Origin of the sequence: Nonlabens sp., assembly GCF_965657255.1 — a bacterium.
In the GTDB taxonomy this organism is placed as follows: Bacteria; Bacteroidota; Bacteroidia; order Flavobacteriales; family Flavobacteriaceae; genus Nonlabens.
In genome coordinates this window covers 79,152-105,381 of sequence record NZ_CBFHNM010000010.1, presented here as the reverse complement: position 1 = coordinate 105,381, position 26,230 = coordinate 79,152, and the positions used below count along the sequence as shown (strand labels likewise).

23 protein-coding genes are annotated in these 26,230 nt (G+C 34.1%); 12 read left to right on the top strand and 11 right to left on the bottom strand.

Annotated elements, in window-relative coordinates; genetic code table 11:
* The 6 genes from ACTF54_RS11620 to ACTF54_RS11595 all read left to right on the top strand — a co-directional run.
* Window positions 1-1,164, top strand: a 1,164-nt coding sequence (locus ACTF54_RS11620; RefSeq protein ID WP_438969401.1) for a T9SS type A sorting domain-containing protein, incomplete at its 5' end; no start/stop codon positions are given.
* A gap of 82 nt (window positions 1,165-1,246) precedes the next feature.
* Entirely contained in the window at window positions 1,247-2,239 is a 993-nt protein-coding gene (locus tag ACTF54_RS11615; RefSeq protein ID WP_347197710.1) for a glycosyltransferase, read from the top strand.
* Window position 2,240: 1 nt separating this feature from the next.
* On the top strand, window positions 2,241-3,170 hold the full coding sequence (locus ACTF54_RS11610) for a hypothetical protein (RefSeq protein WP_347197706.1): 930 nt from the start codon (window positions 2,241-2,243) through the stop codon (window positions 3,168-3,170).
* Window positions 3,171-3,767 (top strand): dephospho-CoA kinase, encoded by a 597-nt coding sequence (gene coaE / locus ACTF54_RS11605; protein WP_347197705.1) that lies wholly within the window; start codon window positions 3,171-3,173, stop codon window positions 3,765-3,767.
* A gap of 113 nt (window positions 3,768-3,880) precedes the next feature.
* Window positions 3,881-5,404, top strand: coding sequence for a sensor histidine kinase (locus ACTF54_RS11600; protein ID WP_438969400.1), 1,524 nt, complete (start codon window positions 3,881-3,883; stop codon window positions 5,402-5,404).
* 18 nt (window positions 5,405-5,422) lie between these two features.
* The gene (locus tag ACTF54_RS11595; RefSeq protein ID WP_347197703.1) at window positions 5,423-6,139 is read left to right on the top strand and encodes a response regulator transcription factor; all 717 of its coding nucleotides are present in this window, start codon (window positions 5,423-5,425) and stop codon (window positions 6,137-6,139) included.
* A gap of 6 nt (window positions 6,140-6,145) precedes the next feature.
* Here the strand turns inward: ACTF54_RS11595 and miaA are convergent, their stop codons facing one another.
* The 5 genes from miaA to ACTF54_RS11570 form a co-directional block, all read right to left on the bottom strand.
* On the bottom strand, window positions 6,146-7,057 hold the full coding sequence (miaA, locus tag ACTF54_RS11590; protein ID WP_438969399.1) for a tRNA (adenosine(37)-N6)-dimethylallyltransferase MiaA: 912 nt from the start codon (window positions 7,055-7,057) through the stop codon (window positions 6,146-6,148).
* Window positions 7,050-7,925, bottom strand: coding sequence for an ion transporter (locus ACTF54_RS11585; protein ID WP_347197701.1), 876 nt, complete (start codon window positions 7,923-7,925; stop codon window positions 7,050-7,052). Before ACTF54_RS11585 ends, miaA begins: the two co-directional genes overlap by 8 nt.
* Window positions 7,926-7,928: 3 nt before the next feature.
* The gene (locus ACTF54_RS11580) at window positions 7,929-10,343 is read right to left on the bottom strand and encodes an alpha-ketoacid dehydrogenase subunit alpha/beta (protein WP_438969398.1); all 2,415 of its coding nucleotides are present in this window, start codon (window positions 10,341-10,343) and stop codon (window positions 7,929-7,931) included.
* Window positions 10,344-10,402: 59 nt separating this feature from the next.
* Entirely contained in the window at window positions 10,403-13,228 is a 2,826-nt protein-coding gene (locus tag ACTF54_RS11575; RefSeq protein ID WP_438969397.1) for an aminopeptidase, read from the bottom strand.
* 127 nt (window positions 13,229-13,355) lie between these two features.
* Window positions 13,356-14,045: a TIGR00730 family Rossman fold protein gene (locus ACTF54_RS11570; RefSeq protein ID WP_347197698.1), complete on the bottom strand. Its 690-nt coding sequence runs from the start codon at window positions 14,043-14,045 to the stop codon at window positions 13,356-13,358.
* A gap of 141 nt (window positions 14,046-14,186) precedes the next feature.
* Here ACTF54_RS11570 and ACTF54_RS11565 point away from each other — a divergent pair, with 141 nt between their 5' ends.
* The 3 genes from ACTF54_RS11565 to ACTF54_RS11555 are packed head-to-tail and all read left to right on the top strand — an operon-like array spanning window position 14,187 to window position 17,406.
* On the top strand, window positions 14,187-14,834 hold the full coding sequence (locus ACTF54_RS11565; protein ID WP_438969396.1) for a SprT-like domain-containing protein: 648 nt from the start codon (window positions 14,187-14,189) through the stop codon (window positions 14,832-14,834).
* Window positions 14,834-15,910: a mannose-1-phosphate guanylyltransferase gene (locus tag ACTF54_RS11560; RefSeq protein ID WP_438969395.1), complete on the top strand. Its 1,077-nt coding sequence runs from the start codon at window positions 14,834-14,836 to the stop codon at window positions 15,908-15,910. Before ACTF54_RS11565 ends, ACTF54_RS11560 begins: the two co-directional genes overlap by 1 nt.
* Entirely contained in the window at window positions 15,910-17,406 is a 1,497-nt protein-coding gene (locus ACTF54_RS11555) for a DUF389 domain-containing protein (protein WP_347197696.1), read from the top strand. Before ACTF54_RS11560 ends, ACTF54_RS11555 begins: the two co-directional genes overlap by 1 nt.
* A 103-nt stretch (window positions 17,407-17,509) precedes the next feature.
* Here the strand turns inward: ACTF54_RS11555 and ACTF54_RS11550 are convergent, their stop codons facing one another.
* The 3 genes from ACTF54_RS11550 to ACTF54_RS11540 all read right to left on the bottom strand — a co-directional run bounded on the left by ACTF54_RS11550 (window position 17,510) and on the right by ACTF54_RS11540 (window position 19,707).
* Window positions 17,510-18,109: an MCP four helix bundle domain-containing protein gene (locus tag ACTF54_RS11550; protein WP_347197695.1), complete on the bottom strand. Its 600-nt coding sequence runs from the start codon at window positions 18,107-18,109 to the stop codon at window positions 17,510-17,512.
* Window positions 18,110-18,205: 96 nt separating this feature from the next.
* Complete coding sequence (locus ACTF54_RS11545) at window positions 18,206-18,970, bottom strand: ABC transporter ATP-binding protein (protein WP_347197694.1); 765 nt, start codon at window positions 18,968-18,970, stop codon at window positions 18,206-18,208.
* Window positions 18,970-19,707: an MlaE family ABC transporter permease gene (locus tag ACTF54_RS11540; protein WP_347197693.1), complete on the bottom strand. Its 738-nt coding sequence runs from the start codon at window positions 19,705-19,707 to the stop codon at window positions 18,970-18,972. The genes ACTF54_RS11545 and ACTF54_RS11540 overlap by 1 nt, the downstream gene beginning before the upstream one ends.
* A 97-nt stretch (window positions 19,708-19,804) precedes the next feature.
* Here ACTF54_RS11540 and pafA point away from each other — a divergent pair, with 97 nt between their 5' ends.
* Window positions 19,805-21,499 carry an alkaline phosphatase PafA gene (pafA, locus tag ACTF54_RS11535; RefSeq protein ID WP_347197692.1) on the top strand — a complete coding sequence of 565 codons (1,695 nt, stop codon included), beginning with the start codon at window positions 19,805-19,807 and terminating at the stop codon, window positions 21,497-21,499.
* A gap of 55 nt (window positions 21,500-21,554) precedes the next feature.
* Entirely contained in the window at window positions 21,555-22,046 is a 492-nt protein-coding gene (locus ACTF54_RS11530) for a DUF6646 family protein (RefSeq protein WP_347197691.1), read from the top strand.
* Here ACTF54_RS11530 and ACTF54_RS11525 read toward each other — a convergent pair.
* A complete protein-coding gene (locus tag ACTF54_RS11525) occupies window positions 22,036-22,899 on the bottom strand; it encodes a glycosyltransferase (protein ID WP_438969394.1) in 864 nt (287 codons plus the stop codon). The genes ACTF54_RS11530 and ACTF54_RS11525 overlap by 11 nt on opposite strands.
* Before the next feature lie 6 nt (window positions 22,900-22,905).
* Window positions 22,906-23,433 (bottom strand): methyltransferase, encoded by a 528-nt coding sequence (locus tag ACTF54_RS11520; RefSeq protein ID WP_347197689.1) that lies wholly within the window; start codon window positions 23,431-23,433, stop codon window positions 22,906-22,908.
* Window positions 23,434-23,503: 70 nt separating this feature from the next.
* On the opposite strand from ACTF54_RS11520, the gene ACTF54_RS11515 reads away from it, so the two are divergent.
* On the top strand, window positions 23,504-25,687 hold the full coding sequence (locus ACTF54_RS11515) for a M1 family metallopeptidase (protein ID WP_438969393.1): 2,184 nt from the start codon (window positions 23,504-23,506) through the stop codon (window positions 25,685-25,687).
* A gap of 16 nt (window positions 25,688-25,703) precedes the next feature.
* Here the strand turns inward: ACTF54_RS11515 and ACTF54_RS11510 are convergent, their stop codons facing one another.
* Complete coding sequence (locus ACTF54_RS11510; protein ID WP_347197687.1) at window positions 25,704-26,222, bottom strand: hypothetical protein; 519 nt, start codon at window positions 26,220-26,222, stop codon at window positions 25,704-25,706.
* Window positions 26,223-26,230: the final 8 nt, after the last annotated feature.

Here is a 26,230-nt window from a genome sequence, read left to right as displayed (position 1 = left end):
TCAGGATGTTTAACTTTCGTATGGTCATCTGATGGTTCAGGTCAGAGAGATGGATGGGAAGCAAATGTAACTTGTGCGCCACCTCCAGCATGTCCTGATGTAAATACGTTGACAGCTACTCAAATAACCAGCTCTTCTGCCGTTTTAGCATGGACAGAAGTTGGTACGGCTAGCGTATGGCAAGTAGAAGTACAGCCTACAACGGTTGCTCAAGGAACTGCAGGTGCCATTTTTGAAGATATGGCAGCTACTAATCCTATTACAGCTACTGGTTTATCATCAAATACAACTTATGATTATTTTGTGAGATCTGATTGTGGTGCAGGAGATTTTTCTGAATGGATAGGACCCTTTACCTTTACCACAGCATGTGATGTTGTGACACAATACCCTTATATAACTGATTTTGATCTTAATGTGCCTAATGCATGTTGGGATGAGGCTGAAGATGGTGAGATTGCTGATGGTCCTATGGGTCTAGGAGATTCTGAATGGAGAGCTAGAAATTATACAGATGCAGCTGGTAATCTACTAGAATCTAATGCTATTAATTTGTATCGAGCTGAGGATAGAGAGTGGCTGATTTCAGAGTCTTATGACATGACGGGAACTGATAATGATGTTCTTACTGTCGAGGTAGCAGTTACTAACTGGAATTCTAATACTGTAGGTGATACTATGGGTTCTGATGATCAAGTGGATCTGTTAGTTACCACAGATGGAGGTACTACATGGACTTCATTAATGGCATGGACAGTTGCAAATCAACCTGCAGTTACTGGTGAAAGAATGACATTTGATTTATCCTCTTATACAGGAACTGTGCAATTTGCCTTCCTTGCAAGCGATGGTACTACTGATAATACGGAAGATTATGATTTCCATGTAGGTGTATTTATAATAGATGGAACTGCAAGTAATGAAGATTTAAGTTCTTTTGATTTTACGTTCTATCCTAATCCTACGAGTGATATGGTTAACTTTAATGGTCAGCAGGTTATAGATGCTATTTCTGTAAAGAATTTATTAGGTCAGCAATTGTTGATTACAAAACCTAATGCGACTTCTTCAAACGTAGATCTATCAACTTTCCCATCTGGAATGTATCTGATTGAGGTAACCTCAGGAGAACAGAGTAAAGTGGTAAAAGTGATGCGCAAGTAAAATAAATTGAGCATAATTATTAAAAAGGTCATTCTTTAGGGAATGGCCTTTTTTTATTGTCTATTTTTGACCTGTGAAATTGATCAACTACTCCTTTATAATTCCTGTTTTTAATAGACCTGAAGAGGTTGAAAAACTACTTGTAAGTCTCAGTCAGCTCACTTTTCAGAGAGGTTTTGAAGTAGTTATTGTGGAAGATGGATCAGATTTAAGCAGTGAATTAGTGTGTTCTCGCTTTCGCGAAAGCTTAACGATAAAATATCTTTTTAAACCTAATTCTGGACCTGGTGACTCTAGAAATTATGGAATGAATCGAGCATCTGGTGATTATTTTATAATCTTAGATAGTGATTGTATCATACCACAACACTACCTTAATGTCGTTGATGACTTTCTAATTAAAAATTATGTCGATTGTTATGGTGGTCCTGATGCTGCTCATGATAGTTTTAACAGTTTACAAAAAGCAATTAATTACTCCATGACTTCTTTTTTAACAACTGGAGGAATAAGAGGTGGAAGTGAAAAATTAGGAAAGTTCCAACCTCGCAGTTTCAATATGGGTTTAAGTAAAAATGCTTTTAAGAAAACTGGTGGTTTTGGGAAAATTCATCCTGGTGAAGATCCTGATTTAACCATACGATTATGGGAAAAAGGATTGGAAACTGTCCTTATAAAAGATGCTTATGTCTATCATGAGCGCCGTATTTCTTGGAAATTATTTTACCGACAGGTTAATAAATTTGGCAAGGTAAGAGTGATTTTAAATAAATGGCATCCAGATACGATTAAAGTTACCTATTGGTTCCCAAGCTTATTTTTATTGCTTTTTTTGATCTCTTTGTTATTAGTAGCGATAGGGTCTTATAATCTTTTTCTTTGTTTTAGTATTTATTTCTGTATCTTGTTTTTAGATTCTTCATTAAAAAATGGAGTTGGCATTGGGTTGAAATCTGTAGTTGCGGCTGCGATTCAATTTTTCGGTTATGGAATTGGATTCCTACTATCCTCGTGGAAAATTAATATTTTGAGGCAAGACGAAAAACGAGCATTTCCGAAATTATTTTTCAAATAAAATGAAGTACAAAAGTGTAATTGGTTTTCTTCTGGTTGTGGCGGTAGTTGCCTCCTTGTGGTTTATATCTAAATATAAAGATACTTATCAAGAAGAAGTTTTGTTTACTATAAGTTTTAAAAATATACCTAATGATCTCACATTAAATTCAAACGCACAACAAATAGAATTACCTGTTGAAATAAGAGCGAGTGGTTTTACCCTGATATGGGAGAAATTATTTGGTCACAGGGCAGTTCTAGATTTTAAAGAGAATACGTACTCACGTAGCGATTCTTTATTTTTTAATTTTTCAAAAAGCATTAAGAAAATTAAGAGATCAAAGGCTTTTGCTTACGAGATTTTAAGTGCGGATGATCTTGAGATTCCTTTGAAATTTGAGAGATTCAAATCCAAAAGGGTTCCTTTGATTAACAAAGTAGAACTGGAATATACCCAAAACTATTTAGCTATTAAAAAGCCTTATTTTAATAGAGATAGTGTTACAATTACAGGTAATGATGATAAAATAAATTCTTTAAAGGAAATCTTAGTATCACAAGAATCAAAATTAATCATCAACGATTCTTTAACCACACTAGAAATTGATTTAAAAGGGTTAAATGTAGATTTAAATTATGTGCCGCAACGTGTTCTACTTACAGTAGAAGCCGCGCAAATGACAGAAGGAAAAATTCAGGTTCCTGTTCAGTTAATCAATGTTCCATCCAGTTATAATGTAAAGGTGATTCCCGATAATGTTCAAGTAGTTTTTTCTACAGCAGTATCTAATTTTAACAAGGTGAATGAAAAAGACTTTAATGTGCTATTGGATTACAATTTAATCAAGGATCTAAATATTGCAGCGACACCTAATATTACAACATCAAATGATGCAATAGTGTCATATCGCATGAACCCAAAACAGGTTCAGGTATTAACTATCAAATAAATGAAAATAGTAGGCTTAACAGGTGGAATAGGTAGTGGTAAGACGTCAGTCGCTAAAGAGTTTGAGAGTTTAGGAATAGCAGTATTCATTGCAGATAAGGAATCAAAAAAGTTACTTTTTACCAATGAAAAAGTGATTGATGCTGTTCGTACTTTATTAGGAAATGATTCCTATATAACTAATGATAAAGGTCTTGTAGTTCCAGACACTAAGTTTATTGCATCAAAAGTCTTTAATAATAAGATGCTTTTAAATTCTTTAAATCAAATTTTGCATCCTGCTGTAAGAACATTTTTTAAAAAATGGATTTTGGATCAAAAATCTCCTTACATTATTTATGAGGCAGCAATCCTTTTTGAAACTAAAGGGCATCTTTCCTGTGATCATGTAATTACCATAACCGCACCTTTAGAAGAGAGAATTAGAAGAGTGATGAAACGAGATAAAGTAACTAGAAAGGATGTAGAATCTAGACTTCATAATCAATGGTCTGATGCTCAGCGGTTGGAATTATCAGATTTTGTTATTATTAATGAAGATTTTCATAAAACACGACGTTTTGTGTTGAGTATTCATGAAGTTCTGTTAAAAAATTGATTAACCATTTATTTTTCACAAAGTTAATATATGGTTAAAGAGTTTTTAACACTTTGGCTATATGTTAAATTTGTGATGTGCAACAAAGAACATTATATTTTCTTATCGGTTTAATGAGCCTTTCTCTCATTGGTATTGTGATTGTTCAAATTTATTGGATTATCAACAGTGTAAGTGACAAAGAGGATCAATTTTCATTTGCAGTAAAGCAAACCTTGGCATCTGTTTCTACAGAGTTAGATTCTCGTGAGGTTGCAAAATTCTACAACGTTTTAGATCAAATTAGAGATAGTTTAGGTGTGCAACCAGATACGAGAACCTTGAGTGAGCTTATGCTTATACAGCGCAATCAAAACCTAGATGAGACTTCTGCATATAGTAATAGCTTATTAAATGAAAATTATAAACTTAATCCGCAATTGTTAGATCTAGATATAGACAGTCTTACGTTTGATAAGTTACTTAATAAAAAAAGTAATGCTAATCGTAATAATAATCCTAAAAGAGATAAAAAAACATTTAATGAATTATCTCGATTAGATAAGTACGCTAGAAAAGTTGATGAAGAGCTTATAAGTAACTATAATAGTTTATTACCTATTGCACAACGCATCACTAAAGAAGAGCTTAATAGAATCATTCAACAAGAATTAAAAGCAAGAAATATAGAAGCATCTTTTGAGTTTGCTATATATCAAGATGGTTTCGTAACTCGCATTCAATCTGATAATTTTGACTTTAAAGCAGATGCAACTTGGTACTATATTATTTATAAAAACAGTAATTTAGATACAGAGCCATATATTCTATATCTCAATATGCCTGATAGGAAAAAGTACATATTATCCTCGGTAGGAGGAATGGCTTTACTTTCATTAGTTTTTACTACAGTAATCGTTGTGGCATATTCTAATGCGGTAAAACAAATATTTAAACAGCGTCAGATTTCACAAATAAAAACTGACTTTATTAATAACATGACGCATGAGTTTAAGACTCCTATTGCTACAATAAACCTTGCATTAGATTCTTTGAAACATCCCAAAATTTCTTTAGACCCAGAAAAAGTAAAGAATTATCATAGGATGATACGTGAAGAAAACAAACGTATGCACAGCCAGGTAGAGAATGTGTTGAGAATTTCAAAATTAGAAAAAGAAGACTTAGATATAGATAAAGAGAGGCATGATATGAACGAGATTATTGAGGATAGTATTTCTCATATCCAACTCATACTTGAAGAAAAAGGTGGTGTCATTAAAACACATTTAGGAGCTCTCAGAACAGAAGTGCTTGTGCATGAAAGCCATATTACAAACGTGATGGTAAATGTTCTAGAAAATGCCATTAAATATACAGAAGGAGAACCTGTAATAGATGTATTTACTGAAAACGTAAAGGATAAACTTGTGATCAAAGTCCGTGATCAAGGAATAGGAATGAGCAAGCAAGCTCAACGCAAAATATTCCAAAAGTTTTTTAGAGAGCACACTGGTGACATACATAATGTAAAAGGTCATGGTCTAGGCCTTGCTTATGCAAAAAGAATTTTAGACGATTGTAATGGAGAAATTCATGTAGAAAGTGCTAAAGGAAAAGGTAGTACCTTTAGTATCCATTTACCGATAATAACATAAACATTTAAATAATAACTTATGGAAACTGAAAATAAAAAAATACTATTAGTAGAAGATGATCCAAATTTTGGAACAGTTTTAAAAGATTACCTTTTAATGAACGATTTTGATGTAGTACATGCTAAAAATGGTATGGAAGGATTTGAAAAGTTCAAAAAAGATAACTATGATCTTTGTATTCTAGATGTAATGATGCCTTATAAAGATGGTTTTACACTAGCAAAAGAGATCAGAGAAAAGAATGAAGAAGTGCCTATTATATTCTTGACTGCAAAAGCAATGAAAGAAGATGTGTTAAGAGGCTACAAAGTAGGTGCAGATGATTATTTAAATAAGCCATTTGATAGTGAGGTACTTCTTATGAAGATCAAAGCGATCATGCAGCGCAAAGGGCAAGATAGTCTAGCAGACTCTAAAGAGTTTGAATTTCAAATAGGAAATTTCCATTTAAATTCTAAACTTAGATTCTTATCTCTAGGTGATACAGAGCCAGTAAAACTATCTCCTAAAGAAAATGAATTACTTCGTTTGTTAGCATTACACCTTAATGATTTAATGCCACGTGAGCTAGCTTTAACAAAAATATGGAGAGACGATAATTATTTCACGTCTAGATCAATGGATGTATACATTGCAAAATTGCGTAAGTATTTAAAAGCAGATGATAATGTAGAAATTGTTAACATTCACGGAGAAGGATTCCGTTTATTGATTAAGGATCAAGTAGATTATTAAATACTATTATTCCATAAGTTTTTCACTTACTCGCTGTACAATTTCTGTATGGCGAGTCTTGTAGTGAAACCAATTTACGCTTAAATCTTTTCTATACCAGGTAAGTTGACGTTTTGCAAAACGTCTAGTATTTCTTTTAATTAACCTCACAGCTTCCTCATAATCGTGATTGCCATCAAAAAATCCAAATAACTCCTTGTAACCTACAGTTTGTAAAGCATTGAGATTTTTATGTTTTTCAAGTAGTCTCGCTTCATCTTCAAGACCTCTCTCTAGCATTATATCGACGCGTTTATTAATACGATCATAAAGATCTTCTCTAGAAGCTTCAAGTCCTATTTTTACAATATTGAAATCTCTTTCTTGAGCTTTTCCAGTTCTTAACTCATTCATTTTTTTACCGCTTGCGCGAAAGATACCTATTGCTCTCAGTAATCGATGTGAATTGTGAATATCAACTGTTTCAAAGTATTCTGGATCGTTTTTTTGAAGCTCTTCTTGTAACCAAACAATTCCTTTGGTTGCTGCCTCTTCTTTTAGTTCTTCTTGTATTTTTACGGATACATCTGGTAGGTCATCTAGTCCATGAGTGACTGCTTTTTCATATAAAGCACTGCCACCTACCATGATAACAATATTGTTTTTTTTGAATAATTCTGGCAGTAACAGCATCACATCTCTTTCAAAGTCGCCTATAGAATAACTCTCAAGAATACTTCTATTTTGTATAAAATAATGATGTGCCGCTGCTAATTCATCTTCCTCTGGCACCGCAGTACCTATGGTCATTTCTTTGTAAAACTGCCTAGAATCTGAAGAGATAATGGAACTGTTGTACGCTTTCGCGAAAGCTATACTTAGAGCTGTCTTACCTATTCCGGTAGGACCAACTATACATAAAAGAGTATTCTTATTCATCTAACGAATATCCACAGTTGTGACAGTAAAGTGCACCGTCTTGATGTTTTTTAGAATGGCAATTTTGACAAACTTGCGTATTTACATGTCTGTAATTAGATTCGTTTTTTAGAGTTTTCTTGTCAGATTTTTCCCTTTTACTTTGAGAGTATTCTGCACTAACGATACCTGTAGGAACGGCAATAATACCATACCCCATAATCATAATTATGGTAGCTAGAAACTGACCAAAAGCCGTTTCTGGTGCAATATCTCCAAAACCAACCGTAGTTAAGGTTACAATGCACCAGTAAATTGATTTAGGAATGCTATCAAATCCATGTTCTGGACCTTCAATTAGGTACATGAGCGTACCAAAAATGATAGAAACCACCATAACAGCAAATAGAAAAACGGCTATTTTAGGACCGCTAGACTTTATAGCCTTACTTAGTTTGTCTGCTTCGCCTATGTACCTGGTAATTTTAAGGATTCTAAAAACTCTTAGTAGTCTAAGAGAGCGTACTGCTAATAAAGCATTTAATCCACCAAAAAAGAAAGTCAGATACAAAGGAATGGTAGATAAAAGATCTATAATTCCATAAAAACTGAAAATATATTTACTTGGTTTATTTATGGAAATGATGCGCAAAAAATACTCAATGGTAAAGAATATGGTTATCACCCATTCTGCCGTAATAAACTCATTGCGATACGCTTTTCCTAAATCAGGTACACTTTCTAGCATAACCAATATCAAACTGATAATGATGACTACAAGAAGTACCACATCAAATAATTTTCCTAATGGAGTATCTGCTTCATAAATTACTTCATGAATTTTTCTACGCCATTTTTTACTGGAAACATGATGTTGTGTACCATCCATAAACTAGCTATGCTTAGGGTATTTAGATGGATTTACTTCATTCATTATATCATACACTTTGTCAAATATATCATCCACGCTCGGCTTTGAGAAGTAATCTCCATCAGTTCCATATGCAGGTCTATGTGGTTGTGCTGTTAGACATTGAGGTTTGCTATCTAAATGTGGCCATGCATTTTGAATATCTACAATTTGTTGTAGAATGTAGGCACTTGCGCCGCCTGGAACATCTTCATCTATTACAAGAAGCCTGTTTGTTTTCTTTACACTTTCTACTATTTCATGTGTAAGATCAAAAGGTAAAAGAGATTGAACATCAATAATCTCTACATCAATTCCTGCTCTTTCTAGTTCTGTTGCGGCCTGGTCAACTAGTCTCAAAGTAGAACCATAAGAAACAAGTGTGATGTCTTTTCCTTCTTTTAAGGTTTCTATTTTACCAATAGCGGTTCTAAACTCTCCTAAATTACTTGGTAATTTTTCTTTTAGTCTATAGCCATTTAAGCATTCTACAATAAGTGCAGGTTCATCACTAGCTAGCAATGTATTATAAAACCCTGCAGCCTGAGTCATATTTCTAGGAACGAGTACATGAATACCTCTAACTAGGTTGATGATTCCTCCCATTTGAGAACCACTATGCCATATTCCTTCAAGTCTATGACCTCTTGTTCTTATAATTACTGGTGCTTTTTGCTTACCAGCAGTACGGTATTGAATAGTGGCTAGATCATCACTCATTAATTGCAAGCAGTAGAGTAGGTAATCTAAGTATTGAATCTCTGCGATAGGTCGTAAACCTCTCATAGCAAGGCCTATTCCTTGACCCAAGATAGTTGCTTCTCTAATTCCAGTATCGGCTACCCTTAATTCACCGTACTTATCTTGCATTCCTTCAAGACCTTGATTTACATCACCTATTTTACCAGCATCTTCACCAAAAACCATTACTTCCGGATGTGCAGCAAATAAAGCGTCAAAGTTATCTCTCATTACCAGTCTAGCATCTACTTCTTCACTAGTATCATCATATACTGGAGCAACAGCTTCAATGTTTATTGCAGCAGTATCAGACTCACTGTGCAGCATGCTGCTGTATTTGATTTGATTTTGTTTTTGATTATTTATATACCAATTGTTCAACTTTGTTATGGAATCGTGTTGTTCCTTAAGGGTTAAACGCAGGGTTTTTCTAACGGCTTCAAGAAAATCACGACGAAACAGTTCTTTTTCATCCTTTAACTTTGAAGCAAGAGGTTGAATAAAAACACCGTTTTCAGAGATATTTGCTACCTCATTTATCAACTCTACAGCTTCGTCACGCTCTGCAAGAATAGGGTTTAAGTAGGCATTCCATGCTGCTTTTTTTCCTTCTCGTACTTCTTTTTTTATAGATTTTTCTAACTCACTAAGTTCTTCTTCTGTTGCAAATTCATTCTCAATAAGCCATTTTCTGAATTGAACATTACAATCGTATTCACGTTCCCATTCTAGGCGTTCTTCGTTCTTATAACGTTCGTGGGAACCACTAGTACTGTGTCCTTGTGGTTGCGTTAACTCTTCAACATGTATCATGACAGGTACATGTTCTTCTCTAGATATTTTACTAGCCTTTTCATACGTCTCTACTAGAGACACATAATCCCAGCCTTTAACCATCATGATTTCAAAACCTTCATCTTCCTCATCTCTTTGAAAACCGGCTTGTATTTTACTAATACTTTCTTTTGTCGTTTGGTGTTTTGCATGAACAGAAATACCGTAATCGTCATCCCATACACTTATAACCATAGGCACTTGAAGCACGCCTGCGGCATTAAATGTTTCCCAGAAATGTCCTTCACTAGTGCTGGCATTTCCTATGGTTCCCCATGCTACTTCATTACCTTTATTAGAAAAACCATTATCGTCATTTATTAAATCGTTATGGCGGTAAATTTTAGAAGCTTGCGCCAGTCCTAAAAGTCTAGGCATTTGTCCAGCAGTAGGAGATATGTCTGCACTGGAGTTTTTTTGATCAATAAGTCTTTTCCAGCTTCCGTCTTCATTTAAACTATGTGTCGCAAAATGGCCACCCATTTGACGACCAGCGCTCATAGGTTCGTCATTGATGTCTGTGTTAGCATAAAGTCCTGCAAAGAACTGTTCTATAGTCAGTTCTCCTATAGCCATCATAAAGGTTTGATCTCTATAATAACCACTTCTAAAATCACCGTTTTCAAATGATCTTGCCCATGCTAGTTGCGGTAATTCTTTTCCATCACCGAATATTCCAAACTTTGCCTTTCCAGTAAGGACTTCACGACGACCTAATAAACTACATTCTCGACTGGTTACAGCAATTTTGTAATCGTTTAAAAGTTCTTCTCTAAAATCTTCTTTGGCTAGTTTCTGTGGCTCTTTCACGGTGTTTTGCATGGTATATTTCGTCCTTTATGCAAAGGTACGTTTTAAACACGCTAAATGCAATGACAATCCTAGTACCAGCGTCTTGAAAAAAGTTTGACAAAAGTGTTAATATCTAGGGTAACGATAAAACGTATTTTTTCATCATAATTGTTCTGTCCTACTTCCCATCCATTATTGCTGTATATTGGAAAGTAAAATTCAAAGAAATCTTGCAAAAGATTAAGTCTTATGCCAGAATCATAAACAAATTTTGCATCGCGATTTTTGTTCTTTACAAAGCCTACATCTCCATAAACATGAATGTAGTTCCATAAACTGTAAGAACCGTTAACAGTGGTAATCCATTGGTTAGCAAATGCTGGCTCTAATTGGGATTTAAATCCACCTTCTGCAACTATAAGCTGTTGTGAAAATAATCCAGTATCTTCAGATCTACCGTAATAATTATAATCAAATAAATAATCAGTAGGTCGGTCCAAAGCAAAAGAGAAAAAATCACCACTAGACTGAGAATCGTTTCTTAAAAACGCACCTGCAAAAACTCTAAAATCTAATTGTCTGTTATTCTTAAATAATTTTCTCCATCTCAGTCTGTAAGTAGCCTTGCTAAACTGACTGGAAACTTCAGTTCCTATACTGTAATTGAAAACTCGTTTTAAATTATTGTCAGAATGCGAGTAGTTGATCGCAAATACATTATAATCAGGCTCATCTACAGGAGTAGATGGATCTCTATCCCTATCCACATAGATGTTTCTAAAGGTTAAACTTTGATTTTTGTTACTGCGCAAATCTTTAGGTCGGTAACTGAATTGTAACCAACCACTGGCACGTCGATACAATAAGTCATCAGCATAAGAAAAGGTATTTGCGCTAGCACCATAACGCACTTCATACAATCGCTCATCTCGATCCTGTATAGGATGCGCATACCCTAAACTTATAGAACCTACCAATTTATTAGAATTTGTTCCATAACCTGGTTTGATACTATACCTAAAAGGTTTAGGTAATAAATTTCCATTATAAAATCTAGTTCCTAAGGTAAGCCCATCGTAAATATTAAATTCTACATCTGGCATTAAAAAGATCTGTGCTCTTTCAGGATCTTCAATATCTTTAAATAATCTAAATTCAATAGGTCTGTCTAATGATGGGAAACCTTTTAAAGTTTTGTGATTATCACGTGGATTGAATTCTGGAATGAGCTCTTCATGGTTTACGGCTATTCTGTTAGCACGCTTTCGCGAAAGCGAGATCAAACTATCACCCTTTATCCCTTCTATCCATTTCTTTGTAATAACGCTGTCATTATTCATTAAGTAAACAGGAACAGGAATATTCAATTTTGATTTGTTTTTGATTCTAAAAAATACAGAATCTGCTGTTTTGTTTACTCGATTGATTTTCCAGTCCAGTCTCTTGTGTGTCGTGATATATTCTTCAAAAAACCAGTCCACATTTTTAGTAGCATTTTGATCCAGTATAGCTCTAAATGTGTTAGAGTTAGTTAAGTTAATTTGATTCTCTAAATAAAATTCACGAATGGATTTTTCTAAACTATCATCTTCTAGATAGTCATTAAGAAAGTTTAAACCTATGGCAGCCTTATAGGGTATTCCTATTTGTTGATTGTATTTAATCAATTGATCTGCAGGAGTATTAACAGCCTCATCTAGATTCATTCTAGCGCTGTTCAAATAAAGTAAGGGATAACTTTCATTAAACTTAAGTTGGGAAGCGTTAAAACCTCTTATGCCCCATATATCACTTAATTTACCACCTATTTTAAGATCTGGATAATATAACTTTTGATATTGCATCATGAGATAAATCATCATAGACTGTTGGATCCATGCTTCTTCTCTGGGGTTAACATGTATTCCATTTTCAATCCATTTGCGCGATAAAGCCTTGAGCATCTTAATTTCATAGGTGAAACCTGCAGGAAATGGATTGATAAAACTGGGTAAAGAGCTTAAACCGTAAATGGGGTTTTCTCGATAATAACGCTCAGAAATAAAAATATCTTCATGAGGATATTTACCTAGGCGATCTTGTAGAAAACTAGCAATTCTATCATTGAAAATCACTTTAACTTCTAGAGGTACGTTGTCATCTTTGATATCTGTAACCACGTTTATACCAGGAACGCTATAGGTTGTAAAGTTATCTGTGTTTTTTAAAATATAAAGAACAGCCTCAAATCTTTTGTTACCCTCAAACAAATAGCTATTGCGATCTGGTTGATTTGCTTCAATTATTTTAGTAAGATCACTGATTGCTCTATATTCAACAGGTAAGTGTAATGATACAGAAAAATCTGTCTGCGCACCATGAAAGTCATCTAGATCTTTATGAGAATAGTAATCCCATTTTCCATCTATAAAAGGTGCTGGATGTAAATACCAATATTTTAGAGAATAGTCTTCATTACTATTTTTTCCATAACCGGTAAAGTCGTCTACAGGGATTTTAACGGTATATTTTATGTCCAGAACAACACTTTGATTAGGAGCTAATTTTTCTTTTAAGAAAAGCTTTACGATGTCTTGTTGATTTGCAACACGTTCTATTCTATATTTTTTTTGTTCAATAGAGTCTGTGGCAATAATTGTATTACCTCTTTCTGTTTCTATTGAGAATTGAAATTTATTCTTGAAATCTTCAGCAAACCTTGTAGCAAGAGGTGTTTGGTTAGAAGAAAAGGCATTTGCCCAGTCTAATAAAACAATGTGATCCCAAGATGTGTCGCTGTTATTGTATATTTCTAATTTTTGTTTTATCCTAAGAACATCCTGATCACTTTCTAAGAAAGCAATAATTTCAGTTTTATGTTGTGCTTGTAAAGCACCTGTAAACAAAAGCATTATAAGCGTGAGCCTTTTAATCATATAGGTATAGGATTGCTTTTGGCAGGTTGTTAATATTTAGTAAAAGTAACGCCGAAGTTTAAAAACTACGTATCACAAGAATATCTTATTCATATTACATTTACGTAATTTTTACGGTATTCAGTTTTTAGAAGTTAGGACTTAGACTATATTTTGCATAGAATTCATTGATGATATTTACTGCTTCATCACTTGTGTCTACTACATGCAATAGATCTATGTCTGTAGGGCTGACGGTCATAAACTTAGTATCTAGCGTGCTTTTGATCCAGTCGATCAAGCCGCTCCAGAATTCTGTACCAACTAAAATGATAGGGAATTTTGCAATTTTATTAGTTTGAATCAATGTAATTGCTTCAAATAATTCATCGAGCGTACCAAATCCTCCTGGCATTACTACAAAACCTTGTGAGTATTTTACAAACATTACTTTACGTGCAAAAAAGTAATCAAAGTCAAGGCTTTTGTCGTGGTCTATATAAGGATTATCGTGCTGCTCAAACGGTAACGCGATATTTAATCCTACAGATGTACCACCTGCAAGATGTGCTCCTTTATTACCAGCTTCCATTATACCAGGTCCACCACCAGTAATAACACCATAGCCATTTTCTACTATTTTAGTCGCTATTTCTGTGGCTAGCTTATAATATTCATGATCAGGTTTTAATCGAGCACTACCGAATATAGAGACACATGGTCCGATGCGGCTCATGCGTTCAAAACCCATTACAAATTCAGATAATATCTTAAAAGTTGCCCAACTGTCATTGGTTTTTTTCTCATTCCAGCCTTTTTCTCTTGCTTCTTTTCTCATTATATTACAGTTAATTAGGTATGATGCTATCTTTGTAAAACTCTGTCTTCTAGACAGACTTACAAACATAACTACTATACAAATATAAATCTGGGTTTTAACCGTTATTTTAGTATTAATTAATCGGTTATAACTTAAGATATGCTAATATCATTTATTATATCGTTAGAAAAGAATAGTTTTACAATTATGAGTGTTTTAGAAAAATATTTACCTCGTTTAGCAGTTGCGCCATTGACCGCACTATTGCAGCAAAATCAGGTACATCTCAAAATCGTAGACGAGCGTAAAACGAGACATGGAGATTATCGCAAAAATCCAGATGGTTCTCATGGAATTACCATAAATGCAAACCTCAATAAATATCGTTTTACAATTACTCTAGTTCATGAAATCGCACATTTAGTGGCTTTTCAAAAATATGGGAGAACAATAAAACCGCATGGAGCAGAGTGGAAGCATACTTTTCAAAAACTCATGCTTCCATTTTTAAGACCAGACATTTTTCCTAATGATTTGTTGCCAGTTCTAGCGCGACATTTTAAAAACCCAAAAGCGAGCAGTGATACGGATGCAATGATGAGTATAGCTTTAAAATCTTATGATCTAGAAACTGATAAAAGCTATATCTTTGAATTGCCACAACAGACTCTTTTTGTAGGTCCTAGTGGGCGGAAGTTTCAAAAAGGTGAAAAGCTGCGCAAGCGTTATCAATGTGTAGAAATAAGCACTGGGAAAGTATATCTTTTTCAACCTAACGCACAAGTAACTATTTTAAAGACACAGTAATGAATAATAAGTATGCAGTTATAATGGCCGGTGGTGTTGGTTCTCGATTTTGGCCAGTCAGTAAACAGACTTTCCCTAAGCAATTTCATGATATGCTAGGTATGGGAAAATCCTTACTACAAATGACCTTTGATCGTTTGAAACAGCAAATACCTTCACAGCAAATACTAGTTCTGACTAATGAAGATTATGTAGACCTGGTAAAAGAACAGTTACCAGAGATGAACTTTAGTAACATTGTTGCAGAGCCTGCGATGCGCAATACAGCTCCTTGTATTTTATTAGCTGCTTTAAAAATTCAGAAAATGAATCCTGATGCGAGTATGATAGTCGCGCCTAGTGATCATTACATTGCACAGCAAGATATATTCAATGAAGATCTTGCAACCGCATTTCAATTTTGCAAAGACAATCCCAAAGCATTAATGACATTAGGTATACAGCCTACATCTCCTAATACTGGTTATGGATATATCGAATATAATAAAGAAGAGAATCAAATTAAAAAGGTCTCTCAATTTAGAGAAAAGCCTAATCTAGAAACTGCTCAAGAGTTTATTGCAGCAGGTAATTTCTTATGGAACGCAGGTATCTTTATATGGAATGTAGATGGTGTGGTATCCGCTTTCGCGAAAGCGCAACCTCAATTATTTACATTGTTTGAAAATGGATTATCTGTTTTTAATTCTGCACAAGAAACTAAATGGCTCTCAGAAAATTATCCAAAAGCAGAAAACATTTCTGTCGATTATGCCATAATGGAGAAAAGTGATGCCGTATATGTTTTACCAGCTCGGTTTTCCTGGAATGATTTAGGAACTTGGGGCTCATTGTACGACAAGCTAGACAAGAATGAAGATGCAAATGCTATTATTAATGCTAGCGTTACATCCATTAATTCTAATGGGAATATGGTAAGAACCGCAGCTGGAAAGAAAGTGATTATTCAAGGCATGGAAGATTATATTGTTATTGATCAAGATGATGTTTTAATGATCATTCCGAAAACTGCCGAACAAGAGATCAAAGAAATACGCAATATTGCCATGGATAAATATGGTAAAGAAATAGGGTAATGGAACAACAAGAGCCACAGCAGCAAGAGTCTACTATTGATAGTAATTTAGATTCAAATCAGCAACGTATTTCTGGAATATGGGATAACATCATGGCTTTTTTACATGAGTTGCTGGACATTAGACAGGATTCTGATAGAGATGAGACTATTGAAGCGGTTAGAAAAGATATCTCATTTCAAGGACATAATGCCTGGATTCTAATATTTTCCATTTTTGTAGCCTCCATAGGTTTGCACGCAAATTCAACACCTGTAGTAATAGGAGCGATGTTAATATCGCCACTTATGGGACCTATTGTTGGAATGGGTTTAGGGACTGCTATAAATGACGCTATTATGTTACGTCGTTCATGGATCAATTTAATTGTAATGGTAGGTCTTTCCTTATTGACAGCCTGCTTATATTTTCTTATTGCACCTATTAATGGTATTACGGATGAATTAAAGGCAAGGACTTTTCCTACTATTTTGGATGTTTTGATAGCTATTTTTGGAGGTCTTGCACTTATTGTTGCCAAAGCAAAAAAAGGAACTATTTCTAATGCTATTGCTGGTGTAGCGATAGCCACGGCATTAATGCCACCCTTATGTACTGCAGGATTTGGAATTGCTACTGGAAGTTTAAAAGTCTTTGGAGGTGCGATGTATTTGTTTTGTATTAACGCTGTATTTATTGCATTAGCTACTTTTTTAGTTTGTAAACTTCTTAAGTTTCCGATGGTGAAATATGCTAATCAAGCAAAACGTAAACGTGTTTCTCGCATTGCTTCATTGATTGGTTTTTTAGTTTTATTACCTTCTGTGTGGTTGTTCTATCAACTGTATCAAGAAGAAGTGAAAAAAGCTGCTGGCGCAAAATTTATTGAGAACTATGTAGAGTTTGATGGGATGCGTCCTAGTTATGATTGGAATGAAAAGGATCCTAATATGTTAGATATATGGATGGTTGGTGAGCCGGTTCCTGTAGATGTTCTAAAGGAATGGGAAAAGAAATTTACATTACAAAAAGGTCTAGAAGAATCTACGGTACGATTTTATCAAGGTAGTTCTTTGCCTACTGAAAATAATGAAGGTGTAGAAGTCGTTCAAGAAGAACTCATAGATAAATTAAGATTGATCCAAAACAAAGATGTGCGCATTGCTGCATTAGAAAATGAGTTGAGAAAGGCAAATGAGCAGGAAAAAGACTTTAATAGATTAAGTGAAGAAGTACGACTAAATTATCCTCAAATATCTAGTATGAGTTATGCAGAGTCCATCAATAAGGACTTTATTACTCAGCAGGTAGATACTATTGCGATTTATAATATCATTTTTAATGACACAACATTGACCGTTCCTAATCGTGTAGAAATAAAAACTCGTATAGGAAAATGGTTAAGCTACCGTTTACAGACAGAAAAATTAAAGGTGAATGAGATCAAACGCAGTTTTACTATACCTGTAGAAAGCACCAAAAAAGAAACTCAAATACCATCTAAAACGGTAGAGTAGTGTTGATCAATGCTTTTAATTAAAAAAAATAAAAAGTCCTTTTGAAATCTTTAGATTTTAAAAGGACTTTTCTAGTCTGAAAGTAATTTTATTTAGTGGTGTCCTAGTCTTTTTTAGGATTGTAAAGAATAATAAATTGAACAATTATTCCTAAAACCACCATAATCCAAATTTCTAATTGGGTTAATAGTTCTACAGATTCTATAGCTTTTTTTCCGACTTGCATTTGTCTTTTTCCTTCTGCTATTTGAATATCAGATAAGTCGCTTAAAGAATTACTTATAGTGTTTAATTGTGATTTTAATGAGCTAGCATCAGGTGTTTTATTTGAGTTGTTCAAATAAGTAGCTTCCATCTTAAATAAGGCATCTACTTCTTCTTTTAAATTTGCAAAAACCCTTTTTTCTTCTCTTATCAAGGTAGTATTAGAAAATCCATCTACAAGATTTGCTATTTCTTTATTCCCTACAGAACGTTTTGAAAAATAAATAGAATCATTTTTATCAGCTAGAAGAAGTTCTTTTTCATGTATTTGTAACTGTATATCAAAAATATAATCTTTTGCGATTAATCGATCTTCATAAATAGAATAAACAGAATCTTGAATACGCTGGAAGTTATTCCTATCAATAAAATTAGTTGCTACAATTAACAAAATAACTAATATTAACCCTACCGACCATTTAATTTTATTACCTATCATATTACCATAATTTAGCTTTTAAAAATACGGGATGGCAAATTAATTAACATCCAGTTATATTAAAATTAACAAAAATAATAATAAATTAAAATTCGCCTAAAATCCTTCGTTTTGGGCAATACGAACTTTTTTGAAAAGGTTAGAACTATAAACAAAATCAGTAACGGCTTCATTATCTGTTTTAAAAATTTCTTTATTAGTTCCTTTCCATGCCAGTTTACCATCCTTAAGAAACACGATAGTTTCTCCTATTTCCATAACAGAATTCATGTCGTGAGATATAATTACTGTGGTAATGTTACGTTCATGTGTTATTTCTTGGATAAGGTTATCAATTACCGTTGCGGTTTTAGGATCTAGACCAGAGTTGGGCTCATCACAAAATAAGAACTTTGGATTGTTAACAACGGCTCTAGCTAGTGCTACACGTTTTTGTTGCCCACCAGAGATCTCGCTGGGCATTTTTTTGTTGAGGTTTACTAGATTTACTCTTTCTAAAATTTCGCTTGCTTTTTCCCGTCTTTCATTAAGTCTCATTTTAGTAAACATTCTCAACGGAAACATAATATTTTCTTCTACTGTAAGTGAATCAAATAGCGCGCTATGTTGAAAAAGCATTCCCATGTCTTTACGCAAGTCACTTTTGCGCTCAATTTCCATTTCGTTTAACGCTTCACCATCATAAATAATCTCACCAGAATCAGGTATAAATAAACCTAACATGTTTTTTAGAAAAACAGATTTCCCAGAGCCACTTGAGCCTATGATCATATTTGTTTTTCCTTTTTCAAAAGTCGCGGTTATACCTTTAAGTATTTCATCTTCCCCAAAACTTTTACATAAGTCGTTTACTTGTATCATTAGCTTAAAAGTAATTGAGTTAAAATATAATTTGCGATGATTATAGCTACACAGGTCCATACAAAACTAGTTGTACTGGCTTTACCTACTTCTAGTGCTCCACCTTCCATATAGTAGCCATGATAACTAGGTATAGTGGCTAGAATGATACCAAATATCATTGTCTTAATGAAAGCATAAACTATCTGATATGGTATAAAGTTCTCTTGAAGTCCAACAATGAAATCTTCATTACTAGCAAGACCTCCATAAACCGCAGCTAGATAACCACCACCTATACCAACAAACATGATAATAGCAATCAAAAATGGATAAAAGAGTAAAGCTACAATTTTAGGAAAGATCAAATAATTTAAAGGGTTAATACCCATAACTTCTAGAGCGTCAATTTGCTCAGTAACTCTCATAGAACCTATACTTGAAGTGATGTAGGAACCTACTTTTCCAGCCATAATTACAGAAATAAAGGTAGGAGCAAACTCAAGTATAATGGATTGTCTAGTAGCAAATCCTATTAAAGACTTAGGAATAAGAGGATTATCAAGATTTAAAGCAGTTTGCAGTGCCACTACCGCACCCATAAATAACGAGATGAACGCAGTTATACCTATCGATCCTATGATAAGATCATCTATTTCTTTTAAAATAAGTTCTTTAAGAACTATTGCTTTGGTTGGTCGTCTAAAAACGCCATAAAGCATAATCATATAACGACCTATGTGTTTTAAGAATCTCATGGTTGGTAAAAATAGATAAAAATATCAGTACACAATTTAATGCTTTCTTAAACTTCTTCATTTTTTCTTGGGTTACTTTTGCAATAAAATACAACTGATGAAAAACTTACTTTCTCTTATCTTTATTTTCGTTTTTTTAGCTTCTTGTGGCACGCTTTCGCGAAAGCAAGACACGAATACCTATCCAACAGATGCACAAGATGAATCTATCATAAAGTCTTCACAATTAGATACTCCAAAACTTGTTGTTGGAATTGTGGTGGATCAAATGCGTTATGATTACTTAAGTAGGTTTTACAGTCGATACGGTACTGGTGGTTTCAAAAGATTAATGAACGATGGTTATAATTTAACCAATAATCATTACAATTTTGTACCTACTTATACAGCGCCAGGTCATGCGTCTATTTATACAGGAACTTCACCTATGAACCATGGTATTATAGGTAACAACTGGTATGATAAATTTGAAGGTAGTGTTATTTACAATGCTAGTGATGTTGATTACAATAGTGTAGGAACAACTAGCGATGAAGGTAAAATGTCACCACGTAGAATGTTAACCACCACGGTAACTGATCAACTAGAATTGCATACTCAAGGAAGAGCAAAAGTTATAGGTATTTCCATAAAGGATCGTGGTGCTATCTTGCCTGCAGGTCATGCGGCAGATGCTGCCTACTGGTTTGAAGGCGGCGATGCAGGTAATTTCATTTCTAGTACTTTTTACATGAATACCTTGCCTCAATGGGTAATTGATTTTAATGCCGTTAAAAAAGCAAATGAGTACTTAAAAACTTGGGAAACATTATATCCTATAAGCACTTATACAGCTAGTGGTAGCGATTTGAATAAATTTGAAAAAGCGCCTAGAGGTAAGGAAGATGCGGTTTTTCCTTATGATCTCAATACGTTAAGATCTGATAATGGAAATTACAGTCTAATAAAAGCAACGCCTTACGGTAATACGATTGTTGCAGATTTTGCTATTGAAGCACTAATAAAAGAAGAAATGGGTAAGGATGATATCACTGACTTTCTTGCTGTTAGTTTTTCTAGTACAGATTATATAGGTCATCAATATGGGGTAAATTCTATTGAAATAGAGGATACCTATTTAAGACTAGATCGTGATATAGAACGTTTGCTAGAATCGTTGGATCAAGAAGTAGGAGAAGGAAAATATACTGTTTTTTTAACAGCAGATCATGGAGCAGTTCACAACCCAGCATTTTTACAAAGCCAAAAGATAAATGCAGGTTATTTTAGTACTTCTTCTTTCAAAAAACAATTAGAAAAGGACCTGAAAGAAGAATATAATCAAGAAGATTTAATTTCAAATATTTCTAACAATCAGATATTTTTTAATAAAGCTAGCCTTTCCCTTAATGATATCAATCCAATTGATTTAGAAAACTTTATTGCTTCAAAAATCACAGATTACGATCAAATTGATAAAGCCTATACAAGAAATGCACTGGTTTCTGGACAAATGCATGACGGTACTGGTTATTTGATCCAAAACGGTTTTCATCACAAGCGCAGTGGTGATGTCATTTATGTCTTAGAGCCAGCAGTCATTTCCTATTCTAAAACAGGATCTACTCATGGAAGTTCACAAAGCTATGATACGCACGTACCTTTATTATTTTATGGTAATGGTATACGCAAAGGATCGAGTAGTAAAAGAACAGAGATTATAGATGTTGCACCTACCATTTCTAGTTTATTAAAGATTGGTTTTCCTAACGGTGCTACTGGAAATCCAATAAATGATGTGCTTAAACATTAGGACGCTTTTAACTTGATAATAGTATATTTGTGCCATCTTAAACCAAAACCCAAATATGAAAAAAATAATTTTTGTTGTAGCTTTAATGGCTAGCATGGTCGCAAACGCACAAATTTATTCTGGAAAAGGAGATCAAAAAGTACAAATTGGGGCCGATTTTCAAGATGGAGCTACTGGTATTCAAGGATCCTATGATTATGGAATCGCACAAAATTTTTCAATCGGATTAGGTGTAAATTATGCTCTAGGTTTAGATGATTCTATTGATGCAGATTTTGATGAAAGAGCAACCTTAAAATTACGTTTCAATGCAAACATAGGAGATGTCATAAATATCGACCCTATGTTTGATGTATATCCAGGACTTCATTTTAGTTCTAAAAGCTTTGGCGGTCATCTAGGTGCTAGATATTTTTTCACTGACGGTTTTGGAATCTTTTCTGAAGCTGCTTTTCCACTTGCTAAATATAAAACAGAAGATTTAACGCCTTCAGAAGAATTGTATAACCAGTTCACTGTTGCCCTAGGTCTTGCATTTAATTTCTAGGTGATAAACCTAATTTAGATTTAATACCGTGCCAGCGGTAGTTTCTTATAAACTGACCTTGCTCTTTTGTTACTAAATGAGCAAGGTTCTTTTTTTGTGCTAATTGATAACCCTTGACGTAATCTGGTATTAATTTTATTTGCTTTTTATTCCAAGCCATCTTTGCAGCAGTAATAAAAGTGAGCCACCATCCATAACGCATTTTAAAGAAAGCCTCGCCCTGCAAGTATTTGGACTTTGAGTTATATGCTGCACCGGTAGGTTTTAAATGTTTTACATGTAAATCTGGAATGGTAACGACTTCCCAACCGTAAAATCGTGCTAGCATTTCATCGATGGTGTCCCAACCGATCGAAGGTCTTAAACCACCTATTTGTTCAAAGCACTCTTTACGGTAGGCTTTCAAAGCACCGCGTATGTGATCTGGATTGTTTTGATTTTCAATTTCCCAACTTCCATTTTTTTCAATGGTACAATGTCCGGCAACCATTCCTGTTTTCTCGCTTTCGCGAAAGCGAGATACTAAAACCTCTATGTAATTAGACGTAAAAATTAAATCGGCGTCATATTTACAAATAATGTCAAAATCCTTTATCGATATTTGAGAAAGACCAAAGTTAAAGGCATTAATTACTTTAGAACCAGGTATATTTTGAGCGCTAGATGAAGTTTGGACTACTTGAATGGGTAAATAAGTAGAGTAAGAACTAGCTATTTCAAAAGTTGCATCTGTAGAATTATCATCAACAACAATAATTTTTGAAACAAGAAACGACTGTGATGCAAGGCTATCTAGCGTTAGTCTTATAAATTGCTCTTCATTATGAGCTGGTATAATTATGGCTATTTTCAAAACCAATTATTTATTTACGCGTTCACAATACACTAGATAATAACGATCTGTAAATTTTCTTAATAAAGGTCGTATACCTAATTTCTTTACAGGGTTTGTAAACTTTTCACGGTCCATAACTTTCCAGCCTGCTTTTTCTAATACATAATCCAGCTGCCATGGTTCAAATTCATGATAATGTTGATCTCTTATATCGTTCTTATTGCGATAAGCGCTAGAAAACCATAATTTTAAAGGAACACTAATCACACATTTATCACAGGGAATGGCCTTAAGAGAAGTATAGGGAGAAACTAGATGTTCAAAAATTTCAAAAGCTGTAACGACTTCACCCTTAAAGTTTTTTATTTCGCTCACATCATCATCTAGATCTATTCCTGTAGTGTTTTGGACCTTATAACCAGCCGTTTTCATAATTTTAGAAAATGGATTTTCCACACCTAGATCAAGAATATGATCTGTTTTAGAAATATGTTTTTCTAGAAATTCTAGCGTGATTTTGAATCGCTTATGTGGAAAGTTATTCTCGTACAAGGTATCGTATTATTTAGATCACGAAAATAAAGGTTTCTATTCTTTGAGTAGTAGGTCTGTGGTGAAAATAATGAATTACGAACCTAAAAAGTTAATAAAGGTTAAGCTTCCGCAAGGTTCATCTAGTTGTGGTACATCTTTTGTATTTTTCGCTTCTATGAAATGGACCTTATTAATCACGTTATTTACCTTATTTATTGCTACTTCTCAGAATACTTCAAGCCAATTGAATGTAGTAGATTTTGAGACGGCAAAAGTCGATATCCTGCTTGATGAAAACTCTACAGAAGTTAAAGGTAATGTGACCTATCGCATAAACATCTTAAACGATACTCCTTCCATATTTTTGGATGCAAAGAATCTAGTCAGTTATACGGCTACTTTAAATAACAAAGAAGTAAAAGTTATTTATAACGGAGAAACGATAACGATTCAACACCCATTCAAATCAGGCACTTCTCAACAACTTCATGTTTCATTTACTAGTTATCCATCAAAGGCAATGTATCATATTGATGAAGATGACGATCGCAAATGGGATCAATTATGGACGCAAGGGCAAGGCAAATACACCAGTAATTGGTTACCTAGTATCGATAATATGAACGATAAAATAACCTGGTCGCTACAAATTACTGCACCAGATGATAAAACGGTTATCGCAAATGGGAAACTTGAAAAAATGCAACCTTCTACATCTCAAAAGATATGGACATATCAAATGGAAAACCCTATGTCTAGTTATCTTTTGGCTATTGCTGTAGGCGATTATCAAGTGAAAAAAGAGATTAGTTTATCTGGCGTGCCATTAGAGTTTTATTACTATGCAGGTCAGGAATTTAAAGTAGATCCTACCTACCATAATTCTAGAAAAATATTTGATTTTTTAGAAAATGAAATAGGTGTTTCTTATCCATGGCAAAATTATAAGCAAGTTCCTGTTAAGGATTTTTTGTATTCTGGTATGGAAAATACTGGGTTGACTATTTTTAACGATCAGTTCTTTACAGATGAATTAGGTGCAAATGATCGCAGTTATATAAATGTAAATGCACATGAATTAGCACATCAATGGTTCGGCGATTTAGTGACAGAAACAGATGCAAAACACCATTGGTTGCATGAAGGATTTGCTAGTTATTATGCCTTACTAGCAGAAAAACACTTATACGGTAATTCTTATTTTCAAATCCAATTATATGAGTATGCCGAAGCTTTAAATGAGCAAACTTCAAAAGGAAAGAGTACGGCATTATTAGATCCAAAGGCAAATTCACTAACGTTTTATCAACATGGTGCCTGGGCATTACATGCATTGAAAGATAAAGTTGGAGCGTTCAGCTTTCGCGAAAGCGTAACACGGTACCTGCTTAAAAATAAATTTAAAAACGTGGATACTTCTAGTTTTCTGGATGTAGTAGAAGAGGTGAGTAAAGAAGATCTAACAGAGTTTACAACCACCTGGTTGACCTCTGATGTGTTTCCTACTGCCGAAGCTTTGAAAATATTGAGAAAAGAACCGATAATGGAACAATATTTTCAACTTGCCGCAAGGCGTATTTCCACTTTTGATGAGTCGTATAATTCATACCAAGAAACGCTTCAGAAACCAGTAGAAATCGAGTTTGTGAAGGAAATGGTTGCCCAGCTAAGCATTCATGATAACATAAAAAAATACGATCTTCTAAAACAAGCTGCTGCGTTAAAGAACGTTGAGGTGAATCAGCTGATTGTTTTAAGTACACAAGAATTAAATGAATATAATCGAGATTTGATCAGCGGTATGCTTAACGATCCGTCTTATGTGACTAGAGAAGCTGCATTGTTTCTATTATGGAATGATTCTCTTGAAAAAAGAGAAGTTCTAGAAAATGCAAAGTCCCAATGGAGTGAAGTAAATCCAACTCTTGATATGTCATGGAATGTTCTCGCACTTAATTCAACGGGATATTCAAACGAAGAATTATTGCCTCTATTGATTAGATTGCAATCCTATACAGGTGCTCAATACAGTACTGAAACTAGAACAGCAGCTTTTGATTATCTAATCAATCTTAATGCAATGAGCCAGCAAAATTATAAAGATTTGATGCAGGCCAGTTTACATCATGTATGGCGATTTTACGAAAATGCTCGCGGTATTTTAAAGGCGCAGTACAAAAGAAAAGACGGCAAGTTTTTTATAAATAACGCATTGACCGATTTTGAAATCTCTAATCAGCAAAAGCTAAAAAAGATACTAGGATTAAATTAGTTACAAAATAGACGTATTAAAACAAGTCGTTTACCTCTGTCTTTAAAAAACTAATTGCAGTTGCGCTAGGAGCACGCTTGTCCATAAGTTCGTTAATAATCGCCTGTCGCAAACCGTCAGCGGTGGTGACTTTATCGCTCATAGAAACCTGACGTATTTTCTGTATCGTTGTGTTTTTTGCTGCTCTAATGATGTTCCAGCATTCTTCACTAACATAAACCTGTTGTGCTATGTTGTGCTCAAATTCGACTTCTATGGCGGCAATTAAACTTTGCTCATAATCTGCCTTGTTCATACTACCAGATTTTGTACGCACCACTAGACTTGCTGGTTTTATTCTTTCTAGAAAAAGTACCAAACGTTCATAAGCCGCCATGCGAGTAGGAAGCGTTTTTGCCTGCGATTCTCTAACCGTGATAAACCTTCTTCTACGTTCTTCATTTTTCATAAAAGAAGATAGAAAGTAATAAGCGATAACAGCTACAATAAAAGCTGGTAATAAAGTTTGGAATAATGAAAAAACTGTCTCTTGCATAATGTTAT

Coding starts and splice junctions, on each gene's coding strand:
- ACTF54_RS11610 (WP_347197706.1), top strand. CDS start 2,241: ATGAAGTACAAAAGTGTAATTGGTTTTCTTCTGGTTGTGGCGGTAGTT.
- coaE (WP_347197705.1), top strand. CDS start 3,171: ATGAAAATAGTAGGCTTAACAGGTGGAATAGGTAGTGGTAAGACGTCA.
- ACTF54_RS11600 (WP_438969400.1), top strand. CDS start 3,881: ATGAGCCTTTCTCTCATTGGTATTGTGATTGTTCAAATTTATTGGATT.
- ACTF54_RS11595 (WP_347197703.1), top strand. CDS start 5,423: ATGGAAACTGAAAATAAAAAAATACTATTAGTAGAAGATGATCCAAAT.
- miaA (WP_438969399.1), bottom strand. CDS start 7,057: ATGAATAAGAATACTCTTTTATGTATAGTTGGTCCTACCGGAATAGGT.
- ACTF54_RS11585 (WP_347197701.1), bottom strand. CDS start 7,925: ATGGATGGTACACAACATCATGTTTCCAGTAAAAAATGGCGTAGAAAA.
- ACTF54_RS11580 (WP_438969398.1), bottom strand. CDS start 10,343: ATGCAAAACACCGTGAAAGAGCCACAGAAACTAGCCAAAGAAGATTTT.
- ACTF54_RS11575 (WP_438969397.1), bottom strand. CDS start 13,228: ATGATTAAAAGGCTCACGCTTATAATGCTTTTGTTTACAGGTGCTTTA.
- ACTF54_RS11570 (WP_347197698.1), bottom strand. CDS start 14,045: ATGAGAAAAGAAGCAAGAGAAAAAGGCTGGAATGAGAAAAAAACCAAT.
- ACTF54_RS11565 (WP_438969396.1), top strand. CDS start 14,187: ATGCTAATATCATTTATTATATCGTTAGAAAAGAATAGTTTTACAATT.
- ACTF54_RS11560 (WP_438969395.1), top strand. CDS start 14,834: ATGAATAATAAGTATGCAGTTATAATGGCCGGTGGTGTTGGTTCTCGA.
- ACTF54_RS11555 (WP_347197696.1), top strand. CDS start 15,910: ATGGAACAACAAGAGCCACAGCAGCAAGAGTCTACTATTGATAGTAAT.
- ACTF54_RS11550 (WP_347197695.1), bottom strand. CDS start 18,109: ATGATAGGTAATAAAATTAAATGGTCGGTAGGGTTAATATTAGTTATT.
- ACTF54_RS11545 (WP_347197694.1), bottom strand. CDS start 18,970: ATGATACAAGTAAACGACTTATGTAAAAGTTTTGGGGAAGATGAAATA.
- ACTF54_RS11540 (WP_347197693.1), bottom strand. CDS start 19,707: ATGAGATTCTTAAAACACATAGGTCGTTATATGATTATGCTTTATGGC.
- pafA (WP_347197692.1), top strand. CDS start 19,805: ATGAAAAACTTACTTTCTCTTATCTTTATTTTCGTTTTTTTAGCTTCT.
- ACTF54_RS11530 (WP_347197691.1), top strand. CDS start 21,555: ATGAAAAAAATAATTTTTGTTGTAGCTTTAATGGCTAGCATGGTCGCA.
- ACTF54_RS11515 (WP_438969393.1), top strand. CDS start 23,504: ATGAATTACGAACCTAAAAAGTTAATAAAGGTTAAGCTTCCGCAAGGT.
- ACTF54_RS11510 (WP_347197687.1), bottom strand. CDS start 26,222: ATGCAAGAGACAGTTTTTTCATTATTCCAAACTTTATTACCAGCTTTT.